We start from the raw sequence: 26,531 nt of genomic DNA, 5'->3' as shown, positions 1-26,531 counted from the left end.
AGACCCTTCATCGGAACCCTTGAACAGGTTGCCGCCAATGGCATCTCAATGCTTATATGGCGGGTCACCGCGTATCTATCACCATGAATGCAGTCGAAGCTCAGCCCTCCGCGGCGCCCTTCAGTTTCATCCGAAACTTTTAACAGAAGGGAAACTGTATGAACGGTGTTCAGACGATTCATTCCACTGTGCCGGCCTCGACCCGAGCCGGAACCGCAACACGGCCTTTGCTGTTGTGCCTCTCCCACCTGCGGTGGGGATTTGTGTACCAGCGTCCGCAGCACATCATGTCGCGCATGGCGCAGGATTATGAGGTGCTGTTTCTGGAAGAGCCTGTTCTGTCGGATTCTGCCCGTGTCTGGCTTGAACGACTCCCTCAGAACACTGCCGGGCTAACCGTGCTGGTACCGCACCTGCCTTCTGGGATGCCGGCCCATGACGTGACGGTGTGTCAGCGCAAGCTGCTGGATGATTTTCTCGAAACGCAACCGTTCGACGAGTTGTTGCTCTGGTACTTCACGCCCATGAGCCTGGCGTTTACTCATCATCTGGACGCGCAGGTAACCATCTTCGATTGCATGGACGAGCTGTCCGCCTTCAAGGGTGCGCCGCCCGAACTGGTGGGGCAGGAGCAAGCGCTGATGAAGCGCGCGGATGTGGTGTTCACCGGAGGCATCAGCCTGTGGGAGGTCAAGCGTTTGCAGCACGCCAATGCCCATGCCATGCCCAGCAGCGTCGATATCGAACACTTCGCTACCGCCCGTCACGCGCCGTACGACCACGACCCGGTCGATCAGCGACACATCCCGCATCCGCGACTCGGTTTTTTCGGTGTCATCGACGAGCGCTTTGATATTGAGCTGATTCGACAGCTGGCCGAATCCCGGCCCGACTGGCATATCGTATTGATTGGCCCGGTGGTAAAGATTGACCCGGCAAGCCTGCCACGGCTGGCCAACATTCATTATCTGGGCGGCAAGACCTACGACGAACTGCCCACTTATCTGGCCGGCTGGGATGTTGCGCTGATGCCATTTGCCTTGAACGAATCGACCCGTTTCATCAGCCCCACCAAGACGCCGGAATACCTGGCCGGCGGATGCCCGGTCGTTTCTACGCCGATTACCGATGTGGTCAGAACTTATGGTGACTGCGGTGCAGTGGCTATTGCGAAAGATGCAGAAGGGTTCGCGCTAGCCGTTATCGAAGCCTTGAGCCAAAAGGGTACTGTCGGGTTTCTGCAGAAAGCCGATGCGGTGCTCGCCGGCAAGTCCTGGGACAGCACCTGTGCAGCCATGAAAGCGCAAATCACCCGCGTGATGGTTCAGGAGCAGATCCAATGCCTCGGATAACACTTGAACCAGACTCTTTCAAACCTAAGCACTACGACTTTTTGATCGTCGGTGCGGGCTTTGCCGGGAGTGTGCTGGCAGAACGACTGGCCGCCGGCATGGGGAAGCGCGTTCTGTTGATCGACCGTCGGCCACATGTGGCGGGCAATGCCTATGATCACCTCGACGATGCCGGTGTGCTGGTTCATCAGTACGGGCCGCATATCTTCCACACCAACGCTCAGCGCATTGTCGACTATCTGTCACGGTTTACCGAGTGGCGCGACTATGAACACCGCGTGCTGGCCAGGGTAGACGGTCAGTTACTGCCTGTGCCGATCAACCTGGATACGCTTAACGGTCTGTACGGGTTGCACATGAATGAGCAGGAAGCCGAAGCGTTTCTTACTGGCCGGGCCGAACCGGTGGCGATGATACGAACCTCTGAAGACGTGGTGATCAATCAGATAGGCCGCGAGTTGTACGAGAAGTTCTTTCGTGGCTATACCCGCAAACAATGGGGGCTGGACCCGTCGCAACTGGACAAATCCGTCACGGCGCGAGTGCCGACCCGGACCACCACGGACAGCCGGTATTTTACGGACAGCTTCCAGAAAATGCCCTTGCTGGGCTATACCCGGATGTTCGAGCGGATGCTGGATCACGAATTGATCGATGTCTCGCTGGGGACGAACTTTAAAGGCCTACCTAGAGGTATCAACTACCAGCACCTGGTCTACTGCGGTCCGATCGACGAGTATTTCGATTACTGTTATGGGCACTTGCCCTATCGATCATTGCGTTTCGAGCATAAAACCGTTGATCAGGAACAGTTTCAATCGGTGGCCGTGGTCAATTACCCGGATGAGACGGTGCCCTATACCCGCATCACCGAGTACAAGCATCTCACCGGCCAGCAACATGCCCGGACCAGCCTGACGTATGAGTTTCCCTGCGCTGAAGGCGATCCGTATTACCCTGTTCCCCGCCCGGAAAATGCCGAGTTGTACAAGCGTTATGCGTTGCTGGCTGACGAACTGGACAACGTGACGTTTCTCGGTCGGCTGGGCACCTACAAGTACTACAACATGGATCAGGTGGTCGGTCAGGCGTTGGCGGCGTATCAACGCTTGCTGGAAGCAAGCATGGCCCCGGTACCTGAGTCGATGCCGGACGATTCCGTTGCACGGCCTGCGAGACGTTGAGCACGCCACGGCTGTTCGATAGCTTTCTCATGGGCGGCTTCGAGTGTTCCAGTCAACGCCGTTGCGACGGCGTGAGACTGGACCTGCTTGATTCCACAGGCCATGACCGCTGGGCCGACAAGGACTTTGCGGCGATGGCGGCCTGCGGAATACGCACGGTTCGTGACGGTTTGCGTTGGCACTTGATAGAGACGATCCCCAACCGTTACGACTGGAGCAGCTTTCTGCCCATGTTGCGCGCGGCACGGGACCGCGAGACCCAGGTGATCTGGGATCTGTGCCATTACGGCTACCCCGACAATCTGGACATCTGGAGGCCGGAGTTTGTGGAGCGTTTCGCGCGCTTCGCGGCGGCGGTGGCCCAAGTGGTCAAGGATGAAGGGGAGTGCGCGCCAGTCTATTCACCCATCAACGAGATTTCATTCTGGAGCTGGGCGGGAGGAGAAGTCGCTTACTTCAACCCTTGCGCCGAGCATCGGAGCATGGAACTCAAACATCAATTGGTGCGGGCCAGCATCGCAGCAATTGATGCCATACGCGAAGTCGAGCCCAATGCACGCTTTGTTCAGGCCGAACCGCTGATTCATGTGGTGCCAGGGACGCGCAAAAGCCGTGATGCGCAGGCCGCAGAAAATTACCGGCGCGCACAGTTTGAAGCCTGGGACCTGCTGGCCGGGAAACTGTGGCCTGGGCTGGGTGGGCACCCCGACTACCTGGATGTGCTCGGCGTCAACTTTTACCCGCACAACCAGTGGGTGTTCAACGGGCGGCGTCTGGTGCCTGGTGAGCCGCAATACCGGCCTTTTCAAGGCATGTTGAAGGAACTGCATGCGCGTTACGGGAAACAGTTATTGATTTCCGAAACCGGCGCGGAGGACGAACAGCGCCTGAGCTGGTGCAAGTACGTCACCGGCGAGGTGATGCAGGCACAGATGGCCGGTGTACCTGTCGAGGGGCTGTGCTGGTATCCGATTCTTGATTACCCCGGCTGGGATAATAATCGTCATTGCCCTGCAGGGCTTTTGGGGTACGCCGACAGTCAAGGCCAGCGGACTGTTTTCAGCCCGTTGCAGGGGGAATTGCGCATTACCGCCGCCGCGTTCGCGGCACTCAACCGGTCAAACAGATAGTCAATGACCCTGCCAAACGACCATTTTCGGGTTTTTTTGCAATTCAAAGGAATATAATCCGCTTTTTGTCAGAAAGCCGAGAACCCTTTTGAGTGTTTGCCAGTCCTAGCCTTGGAGATTACCTCTGCTTCTATCAATCGTTCTGGAGTTTCTGGCGTGTCGGAAAATAAAGCCCGTGTCGACAATACTGCGACGGGAGATATCCAGCATGAAGGCAGGGATATTTTTTTCGCGGCGGTAGAAACGACGCGTATGCCGATGATCGTGACGGACCCTAATCGTCCGGACAATCCCATTATCTTTTCCAATCGTGCGTTTCTGGAAATGACCGGGTATTCGGCAAGCGAGATCATCGGCACCAACTGTCGATTTCTTCAAGGGCCGGACACCGACCGGGCGGTGGTGCAATCCGTTCGCGAAGCCATTCGGGATCGGACGGATATCTCCACCGAGATTCTCAATTATCGCAAAGACGGCTCGTCTTTCTGGAATGCGCTGTTCATTTCTCCGGTGTATAACGACGCCGGTGATCTGATCTATTTCTTTGCGTCACAGCTGGATATCAGCCGTCGCAAGGACGCGGAAGAAGCGTTGCGTCAAGCGCAAAAAATGGAAGCCCTGGGGCAACTCACCGGCGGTATTGCCCACGACTTCAATAACCTGCTGCAGGTCATGGGCGGTTATATCGATCTGATCGGCAGTGCGGCGGAGAAATCCGACATTGATGTGCAGCGTGTGCGGCGCAGTGTCTATCACGCCAAGTCTGCTGTTGAGCGGGCCAGCACCTTGACCAAGCAATTGCTGGCTTTTGCCCGTAAACAGAAGCTGCAAGGGCGGGTGTTGAACCTCAACGGCCTGGTGTCCACCACCGAATCGCTTCTGGAGCGCACTTTTGGGCCGGAAGTGATGATCGAAACCGATCTTGAACCAGCCCTCAAGAACTGCCGTATTGACCCGACCCAGGCAGAGGTCGCGTTGCTCAATATTTTCATCAACGCTCGGGATGCGTTGATCGGCAGGTCCAACCCCAAGGTGTTTATCGAGACGCGCAACCTGGTCGTCGATGAACTCGCCAATGTGTCCTACGACGGTTTGCTGCCTGGCCGTTATGTCAGCATTGCCGTGACCGACAACGGGATCGGTATGCCTGCCAGCATCCGAGACCGGGTGATGGACCCGTTCTTTACCACCAAGGAAGAGGGCAAAGGCTCCGGGCTTGGCCTGTCGATGGTATACGGCTTCGCCAAACAGTCGGGCGGTGCGGCACGTATTTATACTGAAGAAGGTATCGGCACGACGCTACGGCTTTATTTCCCGGTCGACGAAGCCGGGCTGACAAAAACCGAATCGCCTCAAGCAACAGAGAAGCGTCTTGGCAGCAGTGAGCGCATTCTGATTGTGGAAGATCGGCCGGACGTTGCCGAGTTGGCGAAGATGGTGCTGGATGATTACGGTTATGTCTCCGACATTGCCCTCAATGCACGAGAGGCATTGAAAAAGTTTGAATCCGGTTGCACGTACGAATTGCTGTTTACCGACCTGATCATGCCGGGTGGCATGAACGGCGTGATGTTGGCGCGTGAAGTCAAACGCCGTTATCCGAAAGTAAAGGTGTTGTTGACGACCGGTTATGCCGAAAGTTCTATCGAGCGAACGGATATCGGAGGGGCCGAGTTTGATGTGGTCTCCAAACCCTGTATGCCTCATGACCTCGCCCGGAAGGTCAGGCAAGTGCTGGACGGGCCGAACGGGGTTACCTGAGCCTGTGAAATGAGCCGGACACGCTGTTCGGCTCCTCCCTTCATTATTCCTGCGTTTTAATATCAACTGACGGTCTGTTCCACGTGGGCGGCCCGGCAGACTCTTTTGACCGTGGGTTGTATTAACAGACAACTGACAACGTTCTTTACAGGCACATTGTTTATTACGGTGCTGCCAAACAGTGACGCCGTTGGAACAAGGATGAGACATGACGTTCCTTGAATATTCAGCCGTTGACCTGTTTTTTTAATCGCTCAAAAAAAGTGATGAAAAGTTTTAAACTTCTGACGTGCTGATCAGGTCATTAAATTAGAACGCGGACCTCTCTGCGTTCTCTGCCAATGACTCAAAGGACCACTACTATGATTCGCGACGACCGTATCGCCCCAGGCGCCCCTATCTATCAAGACACTCATGCAATGGCCCCATTGCTTAAACGTATATCCTGGAGTGCGATTCTGGCCGGTGTTGTATTGGCCATGGTTGTTTCGCTTTTGCTGAATCTATTGGGTACCGCTATTGGCTCCGCCAGTATTGATCCTATGCAGGAAGCCAATCCGCTTTCCGGAATCGGCACTGGCGCAGGCATCTGGGTGGTGGTCAGTTCCGTGATCTCGCTGTTCGTAGGGGGTTGGGCGGCAGGACGTCTGGCTCAGCGTGAAGGTGCTTTTCACGGTCTGCTGGTGTGGGCGTCGGTGTCGCTGATCACCGTTTATCTGGTTTCCAGCGCCGTGACCGGTGTGGTTCGTGGTGGCCTCAATCTGGCCGGCAGCGGTATGTCGGCATTGGGCAGCGGTATTGCTCAGGTCGCGCCGGCAGTGGGCGGCAAGATTCAGGACCAACTGCGCGAACAAGGCATCGACTTCAACCTGGACGATATTCAGGGCGAGATCGAAACAGCCATGCGCCAGACAGGCAAGCCTGAACTAAACCCGGACAACGTCAAGCAAGAGGCTCAGGCCACTCAGCAAGACGCGCAGAACACTGCCAAGCAAAGCGCTCAAAACCCTCAGCAAGCCGATGAACAACTGGGCGGCCTGATGGACCGTATCAAAGCCAAGGGCGACCAGGCTTGGGATGCTGCCGATCGTCAGGCGCTGGTCAATCTGATCAAGGCCCGTGGCAATAAAACCGATGCCGAGGCCAACCAGATTGTTGACCAGGCTCAGGCCAGCTACCGTCAGGCTTATGCCAAGTATCAGGAGCTGAAAGCACAGGCAGAACAGAAAGCTCGCGAAGCGGCTGAAGTGACTGCCAAGCGCGTTTCGCAAGGTGCCTGGATCCTGCTGATCACGCTGGTGATTTCGGGTCTGGTTGCAGCGGGTGCCGGTGTATTGGGTCGTCGTACTCAGCCGCCAGCCAAGGTGGTTGCTGCGGTCTGATACCGGGGCGTCACTCGTAAACTGAAGCACAGGAATGGGGAGCCTTATGGCTCCCCATTTTTTGTCATGAGCGTGAGTGCGGTAATGCGCCTGGCGCTTAACAATTCTTCAACACTTGGCCGCTTATACTCCCGACAGCCAAACCTCCCTCCGGACCTGACCTCTTTTAAACATCGGTATGCGCCTTGATCACTTCCCGTGCTCTTTCGTTGATGCTGTTGAGTGTTGCACTGTTGTTCTTCGCGCTGGGTAATCACCAACTGCAAAATTCGACGGAACCTCGGGTGGCGGGCATCGCCATGGAAATGCAACTCAGCGGTAACTGGGTAACGCCAACACTGAACCATCAGCCGTTTCTGGAGAAACCGCCGCTGAGTGTCTGGCTGGACGCTGCGGCTATTCGCCAGTTTGGCGCAACACCTTGGGCGGTCAGGCTGGCCTCTGCCTTCGCGGGGCTGTTCAGTATATGGCTGCTTTACACCCAACTGCGCCGTTTCGGACGCCCGGCCCGCGTGGCTTGGGCAGCAGCCTTTCTGCTCGCGACCCAGGCCAGTTTCTGGAGCAATTCGCGGCAAGTGGGCGAAGATGCCTTGTTGACGTTGGGGGTGACGATGGCGTTGCTGGCCTTTTTTCATGCGAGCGACCGTTCGCGCGCAAACACCTCTTCAACAGGTCTCTGGTGGCTGTTCACGCTGGGCATCGCCGTAGCGACCTTGAGCAAAGGCGTGCTGGGGCTTGCGATGCCCGGTGTGGTGATTTTTGCCTGGCTGGTGTGTGAGTCCGTGCGGCAACGGCGTGTCGTGCCAGCCCATTGGTTACGTCCGGCAATGTTCACTGTTCTGGCTTTGGTGCCGCTGTTTGTATGGCTGTATTTTCTGTACGGGCAGGGCGGAGTGCCCTTATTGAAAGAGGTGCTCTGGACCAACAGCGTGGGGCGTTTCAGCGGCTCGTTTGAGGACGCTGGTCATTACGAACCCTTCTATTACTACCTGACAAAGCTGCCCGAGGCATTTTTGCCGTGGAATATGCTTGTCTACCTGGGCCTGTGGCACTTTCGCAGACAGCTCCTCACGAACCGCTATCTGCTGTTTTTCAGCGTGTGGCTGGTGGCGCAGTTCCTGCTGCTGACGCTGGCGTCCAGTAAACGCATGGTTTATCTGATGTCGCTGGCACCCGCAGCAGCGGTGATTGCAGCGGAGTACGTTTTTGTTTTGGCCGAGCGGGTACAGGCGCTGTCTGTGCGTTCTGCGATAGCCGCCTTTATGGTGCGAAATCGACGCTTGATGGCCACGGCAGGTGTATCGCTGGTGGTTGCCGGGTATCTGGGGGCAGCGCTGTGGCTGGCACCCCGAGCGGACAGGCAGTTGTCATTTGTGCCGCTGACCGACAAGGTCCATGCCCTGCAGATTGAAGGTCGCCATGTCGTGCTGTTCCAGCCCAGCGAGCGGCTTGCAGGTGCCAGCGTGTTCTATAGCCAGAGTTTGCTGGACACGTTCAATACCAGCGCTGAGCTGAATACGTTCCTGACGCGCTCCGGCGACAACATCGCCATCATGGAAAGCCTGTCTGCGCCTGAGCCACCGTTGCGGATCGTTGACAGCGTCAAGGTCGGAGACCGTGTCTATTATTTTGTCAGTCAGGGGCCACTGGCTGCCAGCCATTGAGCAGGCAGCCAGACGAGCGTGCTTACACGACCTGGCTGCTGACCAACGGGTTATAAGGCGTCCACTGTTTCTGCGGGATAGGCAGGTCGCAAGACTCCCCGCGGCCGATGGGGAAATAGTGGAAGCCGTGGGTTGCCAGGCGGTCGGTGTCATACAGATTGCGCCCGTCGAAAATGACCGGCGCGCCCAGTCGTTGCTGGATTAACTCGAAATCCGGGGCCTTGAACTGCTGCCATTCCGTGCAGATGATCAGCGCGTCGGCCTCATCAAGCGCCGCCTCCGGCGTGCCCAGCAGGATCAGGTCCTTGCGATGACCGTAAATGCGTTGGGTTTCCTGCATGGCTTCGGGGTCGAATGCTCGAACGGTAGCGCCGGCTGCCCAGAGGGCCTCCATCAATACTCTGCTGGGCGCGTCACGCATGTCATCGGTGTTGGGTTTGAACGCCAGGCCCCACAGCGCAAACGTCTTGCCACGCAAATCACCCTGGTAAAAAGCGTTGACCCGCTCGAACAGCTTGCTCTTCTGTCGTTCATTGATGGCTTCGACCACCGACAACAGGTCGTTTGAGCAATGGGCCTCTTTGGCGCTGTGAATCAACGCGCGAATGTCTTTGCCGAAGCAGGAGCCACCATAACCGCAGCCGGGATAAATGAAATCGTAGCCAATGCGTGAGTCAGCGCCGATGCCCAGGCGCACGGACTCGACGTCCGCGCCCAAGTGTTCCGCCAGTTCGGCGATCTGGTTGATGAAGCTGATCTTGGTCGCCAGCATGCAGTTGGCCGCGTACTTGGTCAGTTCGGCGCTGCGCAGGTCCATGAACATGATCCGGTCGTGGTTGCGGTTGAACGGCGCATACAGCTCGCGCATGACCTTGCGCACTGCGTCGTTTTCGCAACCGATGACGATCCGGTCCGGGCGACGGCAGTCGTTGACCGCCGAGCCTTCCTTGAGGAATTCAGGGTTGGACACCACATCGAACTGCAGCAACCTGCCGGCCTGACGCAGGGCCTTGTCGATATGGGCGCGCAAGGCGTCGCCGCTGCCGACCGGTACGGTGGACTTCTCGACGATGATCAGCGGTTCGCGTCGATACCGGGCAATTGCATCGCCCACCGCGAAAAAGCCGCTGAGGTCGGCGGAGCCGTCTTCCCGCGAGGGCGTACCTACCGCAATGAACAGCACGTCTGCGTGTTCAACTGCCAGTTGCTCGTCGGTGGTGAAATGCAGGCGCTTGTGATCCAGGTTTTCACGCACCAGGTTGGCCAGTCCAGGCTCGAAAATATGCACCTGGCCTTGGCGTAGCTGATCGATTTTGGTCTGATCAATGTCCATGCAGACAACATCATGGCCGACTTCGGCCAGCACGGTCGCTTGTACAAGGCCGACATATCCACTACCGAAAACGCTGATTTTCATGAGAAATATCCTGATGTTGTGGGGTGGGGACGCGCCGGAGGTTGATGGTCAAGACACCTGCCACGATCAGCGTGACACCCACAGTTTTCGATACTGTGAATGCCTCATGGAAAAATGGCAGAACGGCGGCCAGGGTATAAACCAGTGCGTAGCTGATGCTCAGTAATGAATAGGCGCGACTCAGGGGCAGATGCCGAAGCGCCAGCAGCCAGAAAAGCATGGAGAGTGCATACGCGATGATCGAAGCAATGATCACAACGACTGCATTGAGGTCGATCGGTGCGTCGTCCTGCAGGGCCGCCCAGTGCAGGAAGGGTGGCAAGTGGCTCATGCCCCAGCGCATACCCAATTGCGCCGAGCTGACCAGCACTACACTGGTCATGGCGCACAGTGTTGCGTCGCGGCGGCTCATGCCTGACGCCCCAGCAACAGCACGCCGCCGATAATCAGCACAATGCCCAGCCAGTGTTGAGGGTCCACCGGCTCCTTGAAAACAAAACGGCCCACCAGGGTGATCAGCACGAAGTTGACGCCGAGCATGGGGTACGCGACGCCGACTTCCATGTGCTGCAACACTATCAGCCAGGTCAGCAGGCCGAGGCCGAGGCAGGCAACCGCCAGCCAGAGCCATCTCGAGCACAGTGCGGCCAGCGCGCCAGGGAACCTTCCACGCCAGTCCTCTACCGCTTTTTTTTGTGCAATCTGGCCCAGGCACGTCAGCAGGCACGCCGTTATCAGCAGCAGCCCTGTCATGACGCGGACTGCCCGTAAATCAGAATGACCAGGTTGCCTTCGTCATAGCGTGTGGCCCCTTCGGGCAACGACTCAAGCTCGCTCAGCTCTTCGTCGCTTTTGCCACGCATGATGACGCCGACCTGACCTTCGCGTCGGGCCTTGGTCATCCAGGCATCGATATCCTGCAGACGTACCTCGCGACCCTCTGCATCCGGATAGCCGAGACCGTACTCAAGTTCGCCCCAAGTGTTGAACAGGGTTATTTCCGGCCGCCCCAGGCGCCACGCCAGAGCCGAGGCGGCGCCCAGGTCGTTGCTCAGTAAATGCGTACTGGCTGCCAGCTCCGTCTGATGCCTGGACACGAACGAGTCTGGCGTTTTGTTGTACACCACGTCATCGGGCAACGCTGCCGGCAGCGTGGCAATCAGCAACCAGCTGCCGATGGCCGGCGCTGCCCAGAAAGTCAGCGGACGAAGCCCTTGAAGGGCGTTGGCGAGCATCCAGCCGACCAGCACGACAACCGCCAACAGCAGGTGCGACGGTTCATTTTCATACACCGGTTGTTTCCATTGCAGGTACAACAGCGCCAGAAGAGCGATGAGGCTTGCCGCTGCATTGACTATTCCGTTGGCACGCAGCGCTGTACTGCGGCCGTGCCTTAGGCGGGTAACCAGCGCATCCGCCATCAGCAAGGCCAGAGGCAGCAGGCAGGGCAGCAGGTACGTCGGCAGTTTGCCCTTGCTCAGGCTCAGAAACACCAGCGGCACCCACAACCACAGGCACAGGAAAGCGGTGTCGGTCTGGTGCTTTTGTTGCCACGCCTGTTTCAGCGTCGTCGGCAGCAGCAAGGCCCACGGCAGGCAGGCGACGATCAGCAGTGGCAGGTAGAACCACCAGGGTTCGGCGTGCTGCGCGTTGTTCCCGATGAAGCGCCGGATGTGCTCGTGCCAGAAAAAGTAGTGCCAGTAGTCAGGCTCTTGCTGATGCACCGCCCAGACCCACGGGAGGCTGATCGCGACGGCGATCAATACCGCAAGGGGGCCGAACCTGAACAGCTCGGCCAGACGTTTCTGCCACAGCATGTAAGGCAGGACGACGATCACCGGCAACACCCAGGCCAGAAATCCCTTGGTCATGAACCCTATGCCACACGCCACACCGATCAGCGTCCAAGCCGTCAGACGTGCCCGACCGACACTGTGGATGGCGTACCAGAACGACACCAGGGTCAGGTTGGTCCAGAGCGTAAATTGCGGATCAAGGTTGCTATAGCCGGCCTGACCGGCAACGAAACCGAAGCTCATCAACAGCAGCGCGCTGGCGAAGCTTTTGCGTGGGTCGTTCCACATCTTTGCCGCCAGCAGGTAGGCGAGGGCGACACTCAGGCCGGTGCTCAATGCCGAAGCGATCCGGACACCGAACAGGTTCTCGCCGAACACCGCTTGCCCGAAAGCGATCCACCAGTAACCGGCAACGGGTTTTTCGAAATAGCGCAAGCCCATGAAGTGCGGGGCCACCCAGTTTCCGCTGTGAAGCATTTCCTGGCTGATCTGGGCGTAGCGGGTTTCATCGGGAATCCACAGGCCGTGGGAGCCGAGCGGCAGCAGGTAGGCCAACGCAAAAAACAGCATGAGCAGTGCGATGTCACGCGTTCTGCGCTCTATCATTGCTGCACCCCCAACCAGCCTTCACGGCCTGCGAGCACACCTCGAACGACTCGCCCGGGGGGCAGTTGTTCGAGGGAGGCGGGTAGCAACTCGCCCAGCGGTCTGAAGTGGATACCCTGACTCCGGGCCTGCTTCAACAACTGCCTGAAGGCGTCGGCCATGATGATGCCTTCGACTTCGGCGTGAAGGGTATAGACGTTAAGCCGATGCTCGGCAAAGCGTTGCAGAATGTAGTCGTTGAACGCGTCGGCCTGCAGGTGAGGGCCGACCACTTCATCGAACGTCGGCAGGTCCACGGGGATTTGCGGCGTGGCGAGGCTGCCGTCTGCCAGCACCGGGCGGAACAGGGAGGCGCCGCGACAATCACTGTTGTAACGAAAGCCGAACGCCTGTTTGGCCTGCACAATGTGCTGGTCGGCACGCCAGCCGGCCGCTGCGGAGCACGTCACCGGATGGCCCAGAATGTGGCTCAGGCAATCGACGCCTCGGTGTATCTGTGCCGTCAGTTGCGTATCGTTCCAGTGCCCGGCATTGGCCTGCCAGCCGTGGTGATCCCAGGCATGCAGCCCGACTTCGTGGCCTGCATCCAGAGCCCGGCGCATCAGCGGGCCAAGGTCTCGGCCGATCTGTTTGCCCGGCCAGGCAGTGCCTGCCAGCAGAATATCCCAGCCATACAGGCTGGCCGCCCGAGAGCGGAGCATCTTCCAGAGAAACTGCGGCCGGGCGAGACGCCAGAGATGGCGTCCCATGTTGTCGGGGCCGACACTGAAGAAAAACGTCGCCTTGACCTGTGCTTCGTCGAGTATTTCCAGCAGCCTTGGCACACCTTCTCGCGTGCCACGATAAGTGTCGACATCAATTCTCAGGCCTGCCTGCATCAGCGCTGGCCCGCCTTTTCAGTCATGGCTTCCCGAAGAAAGAAATCCAGGGTTTTGCCGATGGTTGTGCTCAGCTCGATACCCGGCGCCCAATCGATCAACTGTCTGGCATTGTCGATGCTCGGTTTGCGATGACTGACGTCTTGATAACCCTTGCCATAGAACGACTGGCTTTCGACATCTCGAAAACCGGCAAACGGTGGGAAGTGTTCACGCAGCGGATGCGCTTCAAACTGACGCAACAGTTCTTCACCCAATTGCCGGATGCTGGCTTCGTTGTCCGGGTTGCCGATGTTGATGATCTGACCGTTACAGCGCCCAGCGCGATTTTCAATAATTCGCGCCAACGCCTCGATGCCGTCGGCGACATCTGTAAAACAGCGTTTTTGCGCGCCGCCATCCACCAGCCGGATCGGCGTACCTTCCACCAAGTGCAAAATCAGCTGGGTAATGGCCCGGGAGCTGCCGATGCGTGCCGAGTCCAGCCGGTCCAGACGCGGCCCCATCCAGTTGAACGGACGAAACAGCGTGAACTGCAGGCCTTTCTGCCCATACGCCCAGATCACGCGGTCCAGCAGTTGCTTGGAAACCGAATAGATCCAGCGCTGTTTGTTGATCGGGCCGACCACCAGGTTTGACGTGTCCTCGTTGAAGCTTTCGTCCTGACACATGCCATAGACTTCGGACGTCGACGGGAAAATCACGCGCTTGTTGTATTTCACGCAGTAGCGGACGATCTTCAGGTTCTCTTCGAAATCCAGCTCGAACACCCGCAAGGGGTTACGTGTGTATTCAATGGGTGTTGCGATGGCCACCAGCGGCAATACCACGTCGCACTTCTTGATGTGGTATTCGATCCATTCCGTATGGATGCTGATGTCGCCTTCGATGAAGTGGAAGTTCGGTTTTGCACGCAGACGTTCTATGGCGTCCGAACCGATGTCCATGCCGTAGATTTCGTAACGATCATCCTGCAGCAGGCGCTCTGACAGGTGGTTGCCGATGAAACCGTTGACACCCAGTATCAGCACGCGAGTGCGGCGAACCGGGCGGCGTTTTTCCGTGTCGAGTAACCGGGACCCTTCCACAAGCCCGAACTCGCGAGCCAATTGAGCGCCGCTGAGGTACAGGCCGTTGTCGTCACGTTGTCCGGCACTGATCACCAGCGAACCTTTGCCGCATGCGATACGCAGAGGATCATGGCTGATGACGGTGCCTGGCGCTTCACCGCCATTATGCGGCTCCACTCTGGCGGCCCAGATGATCAGCTTGTTGTCGCCCACCGGGTAGAACGCGCCGGGGTAAGGCTGCGTAACGGCACGAATCAGGTCATACAGGCGCGAGGCCGGGAGCGACCAGTCGATCAGGCCGTCAGCCGGGGTGCGTCGACCGAAACAGGTCGCCCGGGATTCGTCCTGGGGGGTGCCGGACAGCTTGTCCTGGGCGAGCAATGGCAGTGTTTCGGAAAGCAGGTCAGTGGCGGCTTCGCGCAGTTTGCCATGCAACGTCAACGCTGTATCAGTGTCGCTGATCGAGACCCGTTGTTGCGCGAAAATCGGGCCTGCGTCGGCACGTTTGACCATCTGGTGCAGGGTCACGCCGGTCTCGATTTCGCCGTTTACCAGCACCCAGTTGGCCGGCGCCCGTCCTCGGTAGCGGGGTAATAGCGAGCCGTGAAGATTAAAAGCTCCTTTTTTCGCACAGGCCAGCAACGGATCACCGAGAAGTTGTCGGTAATAGAAGGAAAAGATGAAGTCCGGCGCCAGCGTGCCGATGCGCTCGACCCACAGCGGATGGTTCGGGTCTTCAGGCGCATGCACGGTAATGCCGTGCTGCGCGCAGAGTCTGGCCACTGAACCGAAGAAGGTGTTTTCTCCGGGATCGTCGGCATGGGTGTACACCGCCGCAATGTCGTAACCCGCGTCCAGCAATGCCTGCAAACCGGCACAGCCAATATCGTGATAAGCAAAGACGACAGCTTTAGGGCTCATGGCGCAACCTTGTTCATGTAGGGAGTGACGGAAGAATCAACGCTTTGGGTCGCAATCTCGGATGAACTGCGCACCACTTTTTCGATAAAGAAGCGCGGACGTGCGCGCACATCGCTGTACATCCGGCCGAGGTATTCACCCAGCAGTCCCATGCCGATGAACTGGCCTCCGGTGAACACAAACAGCACGGCAAACAGTACGAAGGTGCCGTCGCCAGCCCATGTCGCACCGAATATCAGGCGTAAGACAATCAACAGGGTCGCGAACAGACCGCCGAGCAACGCCATGCTGAAACCGATGATGCTGAGCAGGCGAAGGGGCGTGGTGGTCATGCAGGTGATCAGGTCGAACATGAGATTGACCAGCCGCATCGGGCTGTATTTGGAATCCCCGTGCTCACGCTCGGCATGCTCGACCAGCACTTCAGTGGTGTGCCGCGCGAAACTGTTGGCCAGAATCGGGATGAAGGTGCTGCGTTCCCGGCAAGCAAGCATCGCGTCGACAATCGTGCGCCGGTAAGCCCTCAGCATGCAGCCGTAATCGCTCATGGCAACGCCGGTGGAACGCTGCACGGCCAGATTGATGAGCCTGGAAGGCCAGCGTCGCCAGGCAGAGTCCTGACGATTGCTGCGCACCGTGCCGACAACGTCGTACCCTTGTTCGGCTAGGGTCACCAGCCGCGGGATTTCCTCGGGTGGGTTTTGCAGATCTGCGTCGAGGGTGATCACCACATCGCCTTTGCACTGCTCGAATCCGGCCATGATCGCGGCGTGCTGACCGTAGTTCCGGTTCAGGATCACCGCAACGAAGGGACTGTCATCGCGCTCGGCGGCCTGCTGGAGAATGTCGGCCGAGTCGTCGCGGCTGCCGTCGTCCACCAGCACGATTTCGAACGCGTGGTTCAATTGCCGGCACGCGGATTCAGTTCGACGCAGCAGTTCTGGCAGGCTTTGCCGTTCGTTGTAGACCGGGATGACGATCGACACGAAGTTGATGGGGTACGGTCTCACTGGCTGGATTCCACGGTCGATTCAATGGCCCTGACAACCCGATCGACATCATCGAGGGTCATGTCGGGAAACAGGGGGATGGAGCACAGCCTCGATGAATTCCATTCGGTGTCGGGCAGGCAAACATCGGGAAAGCGCTGGCGGTAGTAACTGTGCAAATGAGTGGCGATGAAATGAATGCCTGTGCCGATGTTATGGGCCTGGAGGGCTTGCATGAACGCGTCACGATCAAGCCCGCAACGTTCGGGATCAATGCGCAGGATGAACAGATGCCAGGCGTGTTGTTGTGCATAGCGCGGCAGGCCAAGAGGAAGCACGGGGCTTGTGGCCAGGCGCTCGAGATAGTGATTGGCGAGTACCTGGCGCCTGGCGTTGATGGCGTCCAGGCGCTGCAATTGCACCAGCGCGATACTGGCGTTGATGTCTGCCAGGTTGTATTTGAAGCCTGGTTCGATGACTTCAGCCTGAGGTTTTCGGCCCAGCGTCAAGCGATCGTAGGCATCCACGCCCAGCCCGTGGAATTTCAGCTGACGCACGTGATCAGCCAGCAGTGCGTCATCGGTGACGAACATTGCGCCTTCGGCACAGGTCATGTTCTTGATCGCGTGAAACGAAAATATGGCCGTGCCCTGACGCCCCACCGGACGGCCTTTGTAACCGGTGCCAACGGCATGGGCCGCGTCTTCGATCACTGCTATGCCGTGCCGTTTGGCCAGCGCATAAAGCGGGTCCAGGTCGAACGCTGCGCCCGCATAATGGACCGGCACAATGGCTTTGGTTCGCGGGGTGATGGCACGCTCGATCAACGCAGCGCTGGTCATCAGTGTGTCGCGGTCCACATCGACAAAAACCGGCGTGGCCCCCAGCAGGCAAATCATGTTCGCCGTCGATACCCAGGTTTGCGACGGTGTGATCACTTCATCACCTGGCCCCACGCCCAGCGCCAGCAGCGCGACATGCATCGCCCCGGTGGCTGACGACAGTGCCACAGCATGTCGAGCGCCGACCCGTTCAGCGAATTGCTCCTCGAGCTTCTGACATTCCGGGCCGGTGGTGATCCAGCCGGAACGAAGTACGCGCGTCATCGCAGCAATTTCTTCATCGCCCACGGACGGTCGCGAAAAAGCAAGAAAGGCCTGACGCATTTATTTCTTCCTCATGTACGCTGTATGAATACTGCATGAACAGTGAATAGAACGGACCGGCGAATATAGAGCGTCATTGCCAGACATCAGAAACAACGTGTGGCGAAAACGGACACCGCGAAGTTAGTCGGCACCCTATAAAAATGGCGTTGAAAATAGGTTGGTTTTTCGTAATGCGTTACCGTTCGATGGCCGTAGGGTAGGGCGGATTTTATATCGGTGGCAATGTGGCAGTGGCTCTATGTAAAATTATTAATGTGGCGTTTTAATTTAAATTAACTCATTAGGTGTGGACAGCTAAAGTTCAGGTTGGTCGTGATACTACTGAGTGTGTATTGGCTGTATTAAAAGTGTGAGGATGGCCGGGCCGTCAACGGAACACGGCTGCCCACCTGACAAGCGCCGCGTGCCTTACACGGTAGCTTTTTCATCGGCATAGTTTGCCGGGGCGGGCGCGTCAAACAGTGGTTTGTGCCAGCGCAGGCCTGCGATTAACCCGTTTTGTATGGCGTCATGGTGTTGTAATAAACCCATGATGCACACGCATCGAGTGACGCTTCCCGACCCTCAACGGATATTCAGAATATGCCAGCACCCCTGACGCTTGTGGAAACCTCTCCCGATCTGCCGACAGACGCAGATGTGGTCGTGATTGGCGGCGGTATCATTGGTGCGTTTACTGCCTATTACCTTGCCAAACGCGGCATGAAGGTCGCTTTGGTCGAAAAGGGCCGTATCGGGGCTGAACAGTCGAGTCGTAACTGGGGCTGGTGCCGGCAGCAGAATCGAGACGCCCGCGAGCTTCCGATGGCCACCAAAAGCCTTGAATTGTGGGAGCAGTTCGGCGCAGATACAGGCGAGCAGACAGGCTTCACGCGCTGCGGCCTGCTTTACCTCAGCAATAACGAAGCAGAGCTTGCCGGGTGGGCACGTTGGGGTGAGTTTGCACGCACCGTCAACGTCGAGACCTATATGCTTACCGCGCAACAAGCCGCTGAGCGAGCCAAAGTCACGGGCAAACAATGGAAAGGAGGGGTGTTTTCACCCTCTGATGGCATTGCCGACCCTTCACGAGCAGCCCCGGCAGTCGCTCGCGCCATCATGGCCTTGGGCGGCACGGTGCATCAGGGCTGCGCTGTCCGTGGAATCGAGACCCAAGCCGGTCGACTTTGCGCGGTCGTCACCGAAAAAGGCACCATTCGTACCCCTGTTGCAGTCCTCGCCGCCGGTGCCTGGGCATCTTCGTTCTGCCGCCAGTACGGCATCCGCTTCCCGCAAGCCACTATTCGCCAGACCGTGCTCTCGGTTTCACCTCCGCGCCAAGAAATACCCAGCGCATTGCACACAGCGGGCGTGTCCATGACGCGCCGATTCGATGGCAGCTATACGTTGGCAATCAGTGGGAGAGGGCGCGTGGACATCACGCCGCAATTGCTGGGCTTCGCCATGAATTTCCTGCCGATGTTTCAACGCAGGTGGCGCAATCTGGCGCCTGGCGGATTTGAAGGTCTGCGCGCGGGCCATGAAAGCTGGAAACGCTGGCGTCTGGACGAGCCAACGCCGATGGAGAAGATGCGAATCCTCGATCCCAAGGCGGACGCGTCTGCTGTAGAGCTCACCTATAAGCGTGCGGTGGAGCTGATTCCGTTGCTGAAAGAGTCATCGGTCAAGGCTTCGTGGGCGGGCTACGTGGACAGCACGCCGGACGGCGTTCCCGGCATTGGTGAAATGGCCAGCTTGCCTGGCCTTGTGCTGGCAGCCGGATTCAGCGGCCACGGTTTTGGCATCGGACCGGGAGCGGGCCACCTGATTGCCGACATCGTCAGCGGCGTTACGCCTCTTGTCGATCCCGCCCCGTATCACCCTGATCGCTTCAAGGCGTCGGCTTGGGGCAAGGTTGCAGACTTTTAAATGCTTGCCTGCTTGCTGTTGAATCAGACAGCAAGCAGGGCATTGACCAGAAGAGTGTTTTTGCAGAGGGTGATATATAACTCAACTAAATCGTCATTTAGTTGAGTTATATATCAGGCAGGGTCTTAAAGATGGAAGAGGGCAAATGCACGACATTCATTGAGGCGTTCAACAGCCTACCCAGGCGTTGAAGCCTCTAAACATAAGGTCCCTGTGCGATTGCGAAGGACTGTTTAAACGATGATGTAGGGGGACGGTATTACCTGAAAGTCTTCACACCCGATAACGTCATCACGCCCTAACGCCTTGAACTGTTGGATCATACCGTATTCGTGACGTTGCCAATCGCAAGCCTTGATTTGCAGCAACGATGGGTGTTATGCGTCAGGTCATAAATAGCCAAGGGTTTTCATCGCTCCATTGATGCCCATGTCAAAGGCACGCTGTTCACCACTAAGAAGCGCTGCCGTTGATGCAGGCTGCGGGTTCGGTAATCCTCATCAGCGCCTCAAAGGCCAGGCTACGAACTTCGTCAGGAACTGGGCACTCAATCTCAACGGTACAGGCGTCCACATCAATGTGGTTTCACCTGGACCGATCTCGGCACCAGGGTCTGGATTTGGTGTCGGCAACGACAGGTCTGCACGATGTCAGTGTCGACGGAATGATCGCGCATTTGCCACTTGGGCGTATGAGCAAGCCAGAAGATGTCGTAACGGCAGCTTTTTTTGGCGTCAGATGAAAGAGGCTTGTAACGGGTAGCGGAATGTTCGCGGATGGAGGTTTTGCTCAGGTTTAAGTCAAGGCTGACCCAGGTGATGGAAAAGATGGTTTCTAGCTGTAGAAATCTGAAAGGTGGCGCCCTCAATGCGTAACACATTGTTACGCATAATGTGTGGACGTTATGGTACTTGCGGCCAACGGCCAGAATCGATCGCCGGGACCATTGCGTAGCCTCCCGGCGTTCGATTTAGCCATAACGTCAATTATGCGTGGCTCAACCTCTTCTGATCGCGTGTGACGCTCTCAGGCCCTCTGTGAGTCCACTTCGCGCCATGATCACTATGCTTTACCGCAACGGACCCATAACGCACAGCACTGAGGTGGTCAGGTCCCGGAGGCTCGTACCTGCAGCACGTTCTCAGTCCCGCTCGATGCCAGTCCCATTGCAAGCCTGGCATTCATCGTCTTCACCACCGCAATGCACGCAGATCCCGCTCAAGCGCATCAGCTCCTGCCCGAACCTGCGCAGAACATCATCCTGCGGCGACTCCCAAAGCTCCTCTGAGAGCGTTTCTCCGATTGCGTACATTCGTACCGATTTTGCGTCTGCCATGCTGTGTGCCCTTTTGCGATTTTGGAGCGGCGAGGGTGGGGGTGCTGTAACACCCCCACTTTGGTATGCAATCGCATACTTTTTGTATTTTCCCTTTTAAAACAGTGCTCTTTTTCCCCGCCAATTCGTCTTTTTTTAAAAAATTGCCTTTTTGTTTTTACCGTGTATTATCTTTGTTTATACAAAATACATACAGGGTTTCCACATGAGCGAAGACGATAACAGCCCAATCATTCCGTTTCGAGATAAGGCTAATCGCATCAAGGATAAGGATCGATCTACAGGCCCTTACAAGGTCCGTGAGGCTCAAAACTCTGGCGATTTAGACACGACATTGACCTTACGCATCAACAGTCGTCTTAAATCTCATTTTGAGGAGTTGTGTAAGTCCGAGCATACGACTTTGAGTCGTGAAGTTAAGCGCTACATTACTGAGGCTGTCAGGACTCAAACGCTTATTTAATATTTGGCAATCCCGCCGATATGCAGGTTAGGGGAGTAGCACCTCCCCATACCTGCTGACCATTACCGATCTGTGGAGGATCAAAAATGGCTAATACACATACTACAGCTCCGTCTTGCCTATTGGGCTCCCCTTTGTTTTCACACCCTCTATTTTCCGCCCTCCAAAGTGAAAAAATATCATGTTCGTTTTCGCCATTCTCTGGCCTTGATCCGTCTGCTTTGCTCGGCAGGCATGTCCATGTCCAGCATGATCAGCAATATTCAGTCCAGCGCCTATCTTACGATGCTGTTGTTGTTGGCTTTCAAGTCGGTGCCATAGGCCATGGTATTGAATCTCAGCTACTTCTTCGTCCTGATGATGGTTCAGACGATGAATACGTACCTGTTTCAGCCTTAACCGTTGTCGCTGTATTTTCCTAGATCCACATCACAATGGCGGCTGTGTGGCTGAACTGCATTACCCTGGTCAGCAACGTACCGTTGCCTGTCTTTTCTCATCGTCCAGCGGCGGTGGCGAGAAGTGGCTCGGTGCAGAGCGACGAGCCGCCGCCGCTGGACCGAATCCTTCATCCTCTCATTCGTCCACATCAACCCCAGGTACACAAACGCCAGCCTCGAAAGGCGCCAGCTTCACTGTGGTTTCTGACAGCAGCCGCACAGCGCGCACGATCAATTGATCAGCATAACGACGCAGCATGCGAACCCATAGGTACGCATAATGTGTGGACGTTATGGTACTTGCGGCCAACGGCCAGAATCGATCGTCGGGACCATTGCGCAGCCCCCGGCGATCGATTTATCCATAACGTCAATTATGCGTGGCACCACCTCTCCTGATCGCGTGTGATGCTCTCAGGCCCCGCCTGATCTGACTTCGCGCCATGATCACTATGCTTTACCGCAACGGACCAATAACGCACAGCACTGAGGTGGTCAGGTCCCGGAGGCTCGTACTTGCAGCACGTCCTCAGTCGCGCTCGATGCCAGTCCCGTTGCAAGCCTGGCATTCATCGTCTTCACCACCGCAATGCACGCAGATTCCGCTCAAGCGCATCAGCTCTTCCCCGAACCGGCGCAGAACGTCGTCTTGCGGCGACTCCCAAAGCTCTTCTGAGAGCGTTTCGCCGATTCTGTACACCAGTATTGCCTTTGCTTTTTGCATCGTCTCAGTCCTGCAGGATTTTCAGTACTTTGCTGTCCTCTCGGAAGCATCCGCCGCTGTACTGCGTTTTTCCGTCTTTTCCCCTGAAAAACTCTTCCTGTGCTTTTCTGCACTCGCTTTCCGTGCTGTAGGTCTTCATTACGGTCGCTGTGCTTGATCCTGCCATCGTTATCGCCAGTATCCAGTGCATCACGCCTCCTGCGATTTTTGCCGGCCGGGTGGGGGTGCTGTAACACCCCCACTTTGGTATGCAATCGCATACTTTTTGTATTTTCCCTTTTAAAACAGTGCTCTTTTTCCCCGCCAATTCGTCTTTTTTTAAAAAATTGCCTTTTTGTTTTTACCGTGTATTATCTTTGTTTATACAAAATACATACAGGGTTTCCACATGAGCGAAGACGATAACAGCCCAATCATTCCGTTTCGAGATAAGGCTAATCGCATCAAGGATAAGGATCGATCTACAGGCCCTTACAAGGTCCGTGAGGCTCAAAACTCTGGCGATTTAGACACGACATTGACCTTACGCATCAACAGTCGTCTTAAATCTCATTTTGAGGAGTTGTGTAAGTCCGAGCATACGACTTTGAGTCGTGAAGTTAAGCGCTACATTACTGAGGCTGTCAGGACTCAAACGCTTATTTAATATTTGGCAATCCCGCCGATATGCAGGTTAGGGGAGTAGCACCTCCCCATACCTGCTGACCATTACCGATCTGTGGAGGATCAAAAATGGCTAATACACATACTACAGCTCCGTCTTGCCTATTGGGCTCCCCTTTGTTTTCACACCCTCTATTTTCCGCCCTCCAAAGTGAAAAAATATCATGTTCGTTTTCGCCATTCTCTGGCCTTGATCCGTCTGCTTTGCTCGGCAGGCATGTCCATGTCCAGCATGATCAGCAATATTCAGTCCAGCGCCTATCTTACGATGCTGTTGTTGTTGGCTTTCAAGTCGGTGCCATAGGCCATGGTATTGAATCTCAGCTACTTCTTCGTCCTGATGATGGTTCAGACGATGAATACGTACCTGTTTCAGCCTTAACCGTTGTCGCTGTATTTTCCTAGATCCACATCACAATGGCGGCTGTGTGGCTGAACTGCATTACCCTGGTCAGCAACGTACCGTTGCCTGTCTTTTCTCATCGTCCAGCGGCGGTGGCGAGAAGTGGCTCGGTGCAGAGCGACGAGCCGCCGCCGCTGGACCGAATCCTTCATCCTCTCATTCGTCCACATCAACCCCAGGTACACAAACGCCAGCCTCGAAAGGCGCCAGCTTCACTGTGGTTTCTGACAGCAGCCGCACAGCGCGCACGATCAATTGATCAGCATAACGACGCAGCATGCGAACCCATAGGTACGCATAATGTATATTATGTTAAATTTTATCTGTTTGTAACTTTCTCGCAGTTAGCGCCGCATATCGCCGAACAAATGATCCCCTTCCTGGCTTCTTGCCGAGCACGCTGAAGCGTTCGCGAAACTAGTAGAAAACCACCCCGGCCTTCCTTGAACCCCGCGTCAGACGTGACCTCCAGCGGTCTTGATGTGTTTGCACAGCGCGTCAATCTTGCAAAAACCTGTAGACACCAAAAGCCGAGCTATCCTGTTGTTATACATGAAGATTATCGGGTTTCAGTCCGAATTTACGCCGAGTTGCGGCGTAGCCCTTTTTTGCAAAAACTACCAGAATGGTCGCGCCCGCATCTACTCCCCCAAAATAGCCTGAAAGGCTCGTATTTCATGGCCTCCAGCCCGATTTTCACAAACGAAGATAAACGCCCACCTTTCACTTACTCGGAGAAACGTCAGCTGGTTCAGTCGCTGGATTGGTATCCAAGCAGCCCTCGCGCCCGGAAGCCTCGCTGTGCGGGGCTACAGGCTGTTTTTCTGCGCTGACAGCGCCACCTCCGAAGCTACGTCAGCCCAGTAAGTACTGACGCGCTCAATCAACATTCTCACGCTAGGAGTTAGCTCAGGATTACCGCTCGACCACCTCGTTTCCACGCACGCGCTCTAGTGAATCTGGGTAGTTAAGGGCTGTTTATTCAACAACAAGTAGAAACGGCATTTTTTCAAGAACTTGTAGAAAAGTTTATTGTTCACAAACCTGTAGAAACGTTAATTGCGAAAACCTGTAGAAATTCATTCCGGTGAAATGTGATTGAGCTGTTCGCAATGCAAAGAAAACCTGCTCGACACCTTTACTCATCAAGAGCCCATTGCAGTTGCGGCCGATGCAATATCCGATGAGTGAGAGTCACTACAGATCCATCAACGTAAACATACGTAAATACGCTTAAAGCACATAAGCCTGCACAATTTACCGTCGTGCACTGAAAGCCGAAATTCAACTCTGTAACCCACTGCATTTATCTGCAATGGGCCTCGCCGGCCATAGCCGAATGCTCGCTGATACTGCGGTCGGTTTACGCGGCGGGCCGCTCCAATTTTGTCGATAGAACCTGCGTAACGCTTAGGCTGTCCCCGCCAGCCGCCAGCCAGCACCCGGAGTCCGCATAGGCAAGCCAACCCGTAGGCGTGCTCCCAAGCCAACCCCAACCTCCCGGCAGTCCCGGTACTCAATTTACGTCAAAGTAGAGTAATGCAGACACCCGAATTGATACGCTCAATTAACAAGTAAACCCTGCAATTAAAAAACGCTTGGCAAAACTGAGCCCACGAATAAATAACCATATCGACAATATAGTTTTAAACCGAACAATTGAGTATATCAGGCCATACAGCTAGTACAGCTAAAGATGCAAGTCAAGGCTTGCTGTCGAATTCTATCAACCATCTAAGCGTCATGAAATTTCAAGAGTGGAGTTGCGCGCCAGTACGTAGAGCGCTACTATCGCCCATTGTTAAACAATCATTCTATTAATCAGCGGATGGCGAGAGCAGGGTTGTGATACGCACCCTTCCAACTTCCAGTTACTGCCAATACTGGAAGTTTCTCGCAAAGCTAACCACTTGGTAAATCTTTCTAATGCCTCAGCTGCCACGGCCCATCTTCGAGTCCTATGAGATCTTTATTGATCAGGACTTCAGTTTGCCTGAGCCTGGCATGGTGTGTGTCCGAGTTTACTTGGACTCATTCGAACCCGAGGTAGAGGCACACAAGGGTTACCTGACGGCACGTAGTTTTCTGAGGTCATTCTCGGACAACAGTTTCACGTTTACGTCTTACCGCACGCATGTGGAACGTTTGCTCCTATGGTCGATGCTTGTTAAGCGCAAACCTTTCGCTCAGCTCAAGCGCCAAGACGCTGAGGACTATCTTGAATTCTGCCGAAACCCGCCGGCGGACTGGATTGGCCCGGTTGTTCGCGGACGGTTTGTCTCCAGCAGCCACACAGAGTCAACGTGGGGCGATTTGGTTATGCCGAACGACAAATGGAGGCCATTCAGCCTGAAATCTTCCAAAGCTACTCATCATGAGAAGGGATGCTGCGATCAGCCCTCAGGGGTGGTAGTACCCGCGAGCTACCAAGCGTCCCAAGGCACCATCAATCAGGTGTACTCAATCAGTAGCCGCTTTTTCGAGCATCTGGTCGAAGACGGAGCCGCCGCTGCCAATCCGTTTCGGATGATCAAAAAAAAGGGGCAGACTCGCAGCACCCCGCAGGAAGAAGGCGCTCATCGCGCGTTGACGCCTCTTCAATGGGACTACGTTCTGGAAACCGCTGAACAGATGGCGCTCGCCGAGCCTGAACGGCACGAGCGGACGCTGTTCATCTTAGCTACCCTCTTCGCCATGTACCTTCGGGTTTCAGATATCGTCGGCAGGCCCAACTGGCACCCGGTCATGGGCGATTTTCGACAGGACGAAGAAGGAAACTGGTGGTACCACGTCATCGGCAAAGGCAACAAAGCCGGCAAGGTCGCAGTCAGAGATGAGTACGTCTCCAAGTACCTGAAGCGCTACCGCCGGTTTGTTGGCCTTCCGCCGTTGCCAGAATGGAACGAGCAGACACCTCTGCTGATGACTCTTCGAGGTCGCTCAGGACTATCAGGGCGACAAGTACGCGCCCTCCTCCAATCAGTCTTCGACAACGCTTTGGCGCGAATGCGCGATGAGGAGCGCGAAGAGCATGAGATGAATAGCCTTAAGGCTGCTTCTGCCCATTGGCTGAGGCACACAGCAGCCACATTTGATGCGCCGCTGCGTAGTGCCAAGGATCTGCAGATGGATTTGCGCCACAGTAATCTCAGCACCACTCAGAATGTCTATTACCACTCGCACGACCAAGAACGCAGTCGATCCGTCAAGAAAATCGGTATGCGTGACAGAGGGTAATCTTCACTGGTGCAAGGTAGAGAAGCCACTCAAGCCTT

Annotated in this window: 20 protein-coding genes; 10 read left to right on the top strand and 10 right to left on the bottom strand. The window is 56.1% G+C overall.

Going from position 1 to position 26,531, the window contains the following annotated elements; translation table 11 throughout:
* Positions 1–158 precede the first annotated feature (158 nt).
* The 6 genes from BW686_RS07445 to BW686_RS07420 all read left to right on the top strand — a co-directional run bounded on the left by BW686_RS07445 (position 159) and on the right by BW686_RS07420 (position 8,473).
* A complete protein-coding gene (locus tag BW686_RS07445; RefSeq protein WP_084915703.1) occupies positions 159–1,352 on the top strand; it encodes a glycosyltransferase family 1 protein in 1,194 nt (397 codons plus the stop codon).
* On the top strand, positions 1,340–2,536 hold the full coding sequence (glf, locus tag BW686_RS07440) for a UDP-galactopyranose mutase (protein WP_084915702.1): 1,197 nt from the start codon (positions 1,340–1,342) through the stop codon (positions 2,534–2,536). The genes BW686_RS07445 and glf overlap by 13 nt, the downstream gene beginning before the upstream one ends.
* Positions 2,537–2,565: 29 nt before the next feature.
* Positions 2,566–3,666 (top strand): family 1 glycosylhydrolase, encoded by a 1,101-nt coding sequence (locus BW686_RS07435; protein WP_084915701.1) that lies wholly within the window; start codon positions 2,566–2,568, stop codon positions 3,664–3,666.
* 156 nt (positions 3,667–3,822) lie between these two features.
* Positions 3,823–5,427 carry a hybrid sensor histidine kinase/response regulator gene (locus BW686_RS07430; protein WP_084915700.1) on the top strand — a complete coding sequence of 535 codons (1,605 nt, stop codon included), beginning with the start codon at positions 3,823–3,825 and terminating at the stop codon, positions 5,425–5,427.
* A gap of 362 nt (positions 5,428–5,789) precedes the next feature.
* The gene (locus tag BW686_RS07425) at positions 5,790–6,809 is read left to right on the top strand and encodes a hypothetical protein (protein ID WP_084915699.1); all 1,020 of its coding nucleotides are present in this window, start codon (positions 5,790–5,792) and stop codon (positions 6,807–6,809) included.
* A gap of 188 nt (positions 6,810–6,997) precedes the next feature.
* The gene (locus BW686_RS07420; protein ID WP_084915926.1) at positions 6,998–8,473 is read left to right on the top strand and encodes an ArnT family glycosyltransferase; all 1,476 of its coding nucleotides are present in this window, start codon (positions 6,998–7,000) and stop codon (positions 8,471–8,473) included.
* A gap of 22 nt (positions 8,474–8,495) precedes the next feature.
* On the opposite strand, the gene BW686_RS07415 is transcribed toward BW686_RS07420, so the two are convergent.
* The 8 genes from BW686_RS07415 to arnB are packed head-to-tail and all read right to left on the bottom strand — an operon-like array spanning position 8,496 to position 17,316.
* Positions 8,496–9,890, bottom strand: coding sequence for a UDP-glucose dehydrogenase family protein (locus tag BW686_RS07415; RefSeq protein WP_084915698.1), 1,395 nt, complete (start codon positions 9,888–9,890; stop codon positions 8,496–8,498).
* Positions 9,868–10,272, bottom strand: coding sequence for a 4-amino-4-deoxy-L-arabinose-phosphoundecaprenol flippase subunit ArnF (arnF, locus tag BW686_RS07410; protein WP_245399172.1), 405 nt, complete (start codon positions 10,270–10,272; stop codon positions 9,868–9,870). Before arnF ends, BW686_RS07415 begins: the two co-directional genes overlap by 23 nt.
* A 26-nt stretch (positions 10,273–10,298) precedes the next feature.
* Positions 10,299–10,643 carry a 4-amino-4-deoxy-L-arabinose-phosphoundecaprenol flippase subunit ArnE gene (gene arnE, locus BW686_RS07405; protein ID WP_084915696.1) on the bottom strand — a complete coding sequence of 115 codons (345 nt, stop codon included), beginning with the start codon at positions 10,641–10,643 and terminating at the stop codon, positions 10,299–10,301.
* Positions 10,640–12,292, bottom strand: coding sequence for a lipid IV(A) 4-amino-4-deoxy-L-arabinosyltransferase (gene arnT, locus BW686_RS07400; RefSeq protein WP_084915695.1), 1,653 nt, complete (start codon positions 12,290–12,292; stop codon positions 10,640–10,642). The genes arnE and arnT overlap by 4 nt, the downstream gene beginning before the upstream one ends.
* A complete protein-coding gene (gene arnD, locus BW686_RS07395) occupies positions 12,289–13,170 on the bottom strand; it encodes a 4-deoxy-4-formamido-L-arabinose-phosphoundecaprenol deformylase (RefSeq protein ID WP_084915694.1) in 882 nt (293 codons plus the stop codon). Before arnD ends, arnT begins: the two co-directional genes overlap by 4 nt.
* A complete protein-coding gene (arnA, locus tag BW686_RS07390; RefSeq protein WP_084915693.1) occupies positions 13,170–15,161 on the bottom strand; it encodes a bifunctional UDP-4-amino-4-deoxy-L-arabinose formyltransferase/UDP-glucuronic acid oxidase ArnA in 1,992 nt (663 codons plus the stop codon). Before arnA ends, arnD begins: the two co-directional genes overlap by 1 nt.
* Positions 15,158–16,171, bottom strand: coding sequence for an undecaprenyl-phosphate 4-deoxy-4-formamido-L-arabinose transferase (arnC, locus tag BW686_RS07385; RefSeq protein ID WP_084915692.1), 1,014 nt, complete (start codon positions 16,169–16,171; stop codon positions 15,158–15,160). Before arnC ends, arnA begins: the two co-directional genes overlap by 4 nt.
* Positions 16,168–17,316 (bottom strand): UDP-4-amino-4-deoxy-L-arabinose aminotransferase, encoded by a 1,149-nt coding sequence (gene arnB, locus BW686_RS07380; RefSeq protein WP_084915691.1) that lies wholly within the window; start codon positions 17,314–17,316, stop codon positions 16,168–16,170. The genes arnC and arnB overlap by 4 nt, the downstream gene beginning before the upstream one ends.
* Positions 17,317–17,901: 585 nt before the next feature.
* Between arnB and BW686_RS07375 the strand changes: the two genes are divergently transcribed.
* Positions 17,902–19,227, top strand: a complete 1,326-nt coding sequence (locus tag BW686_RS07375; RefSeq protein WP_084915690.1) for an NAD(P)/FAD-dependent oxidoreductase — start codon at positions 17,902–17,904, stop codon at positions 19,225–19,227.
* A 1,541-nt stretch (positions 19,228–20,768) separates the two neighbouring features.
* Positions 20,769–21,026 (top strand): hypothetical protein, encoded by a 258-nt coding sequence (locus BW686_RS26430; RefSeq protein ID WP_057430696.1) that lies wholly within the window; start codon positions 20,769–20,771, stop codon positions 21,024–21,026.
* Positions 21,027–21,995: 969 nt separating this feature from the next.
* On the opposite strand, the gene BW686_RS07355 is transcribed toward BW686_RS26430, so the two are convergent.
* Positions 21,996–22,190: a hypothetical protein gene (locus tag BW686_RS07355; protein ID WP_256898310.1), complete on the bottom strand. Its 195-nt coding sequence runs from the start codon at positions 22,188–22,190 to the stop codon at positions 21,996–21,998.
* Positions 22,191–22,194: 4 nt separating this feature from the next.
* Positions 22,195–22,380, bottom strand: coding sequence for a hypothetical protein (locus tag BW686_RS07350; RefSeq protein ID WP_084915689.1), 186 nt, complete (start codon positions 22,378–22,380; stop codon positions 22,195–22,197).
* Between the two features lie 198 nt (positions 22,381–22,578).
* Here BW686_RS07350 and BW686_RS26425 point away from each other — a divergent pair, with 198 nt between their 5' ends.
* Both BW686_RS26425 and BW686_RS07335 read left to right on the top strand, forming a co-directional pair.
* Positions 22,579–22,836 (top strand): hypothetical protein, encoded by a 258-nt coding sequence (locus BW686_RS26425; RefSeq protein WP_057430696.1) that lies wholly within the window; start codon positions 22,579–22,581, stop codon positions 22,834–22,836.
* 2,346 nt (positions 22,837–25,182) lie between these two features.
* Positions 25,183–26,493, top strand: a complete 1,311-nt coding sequence (locus BW686_RS07335; protein WP_084915687.1) for a tyrosine-type recombinase/integrase — start codon at positions 25,183–25,185, stop codon at positions 26,491–26,493.
* Positions 26,494–26,531 lie beyond the last annotated feature (38 nt).

Origin of the sequence: Pseudomonas syringae, assembly GCF_002157375.1 — a bacterium.
Lineage (GTDB): Bacteria > Pseudomonadota > Gammaproteobacteria > Pseudomonadales > Pseudomonadaceae > Aquipseudomonas > Aquipseudomonas syringae_T.
Note: the sequence above shows the minus strand (reverse complement) of the source record. Positions and strands in the feature narration are given on the sequence as shown.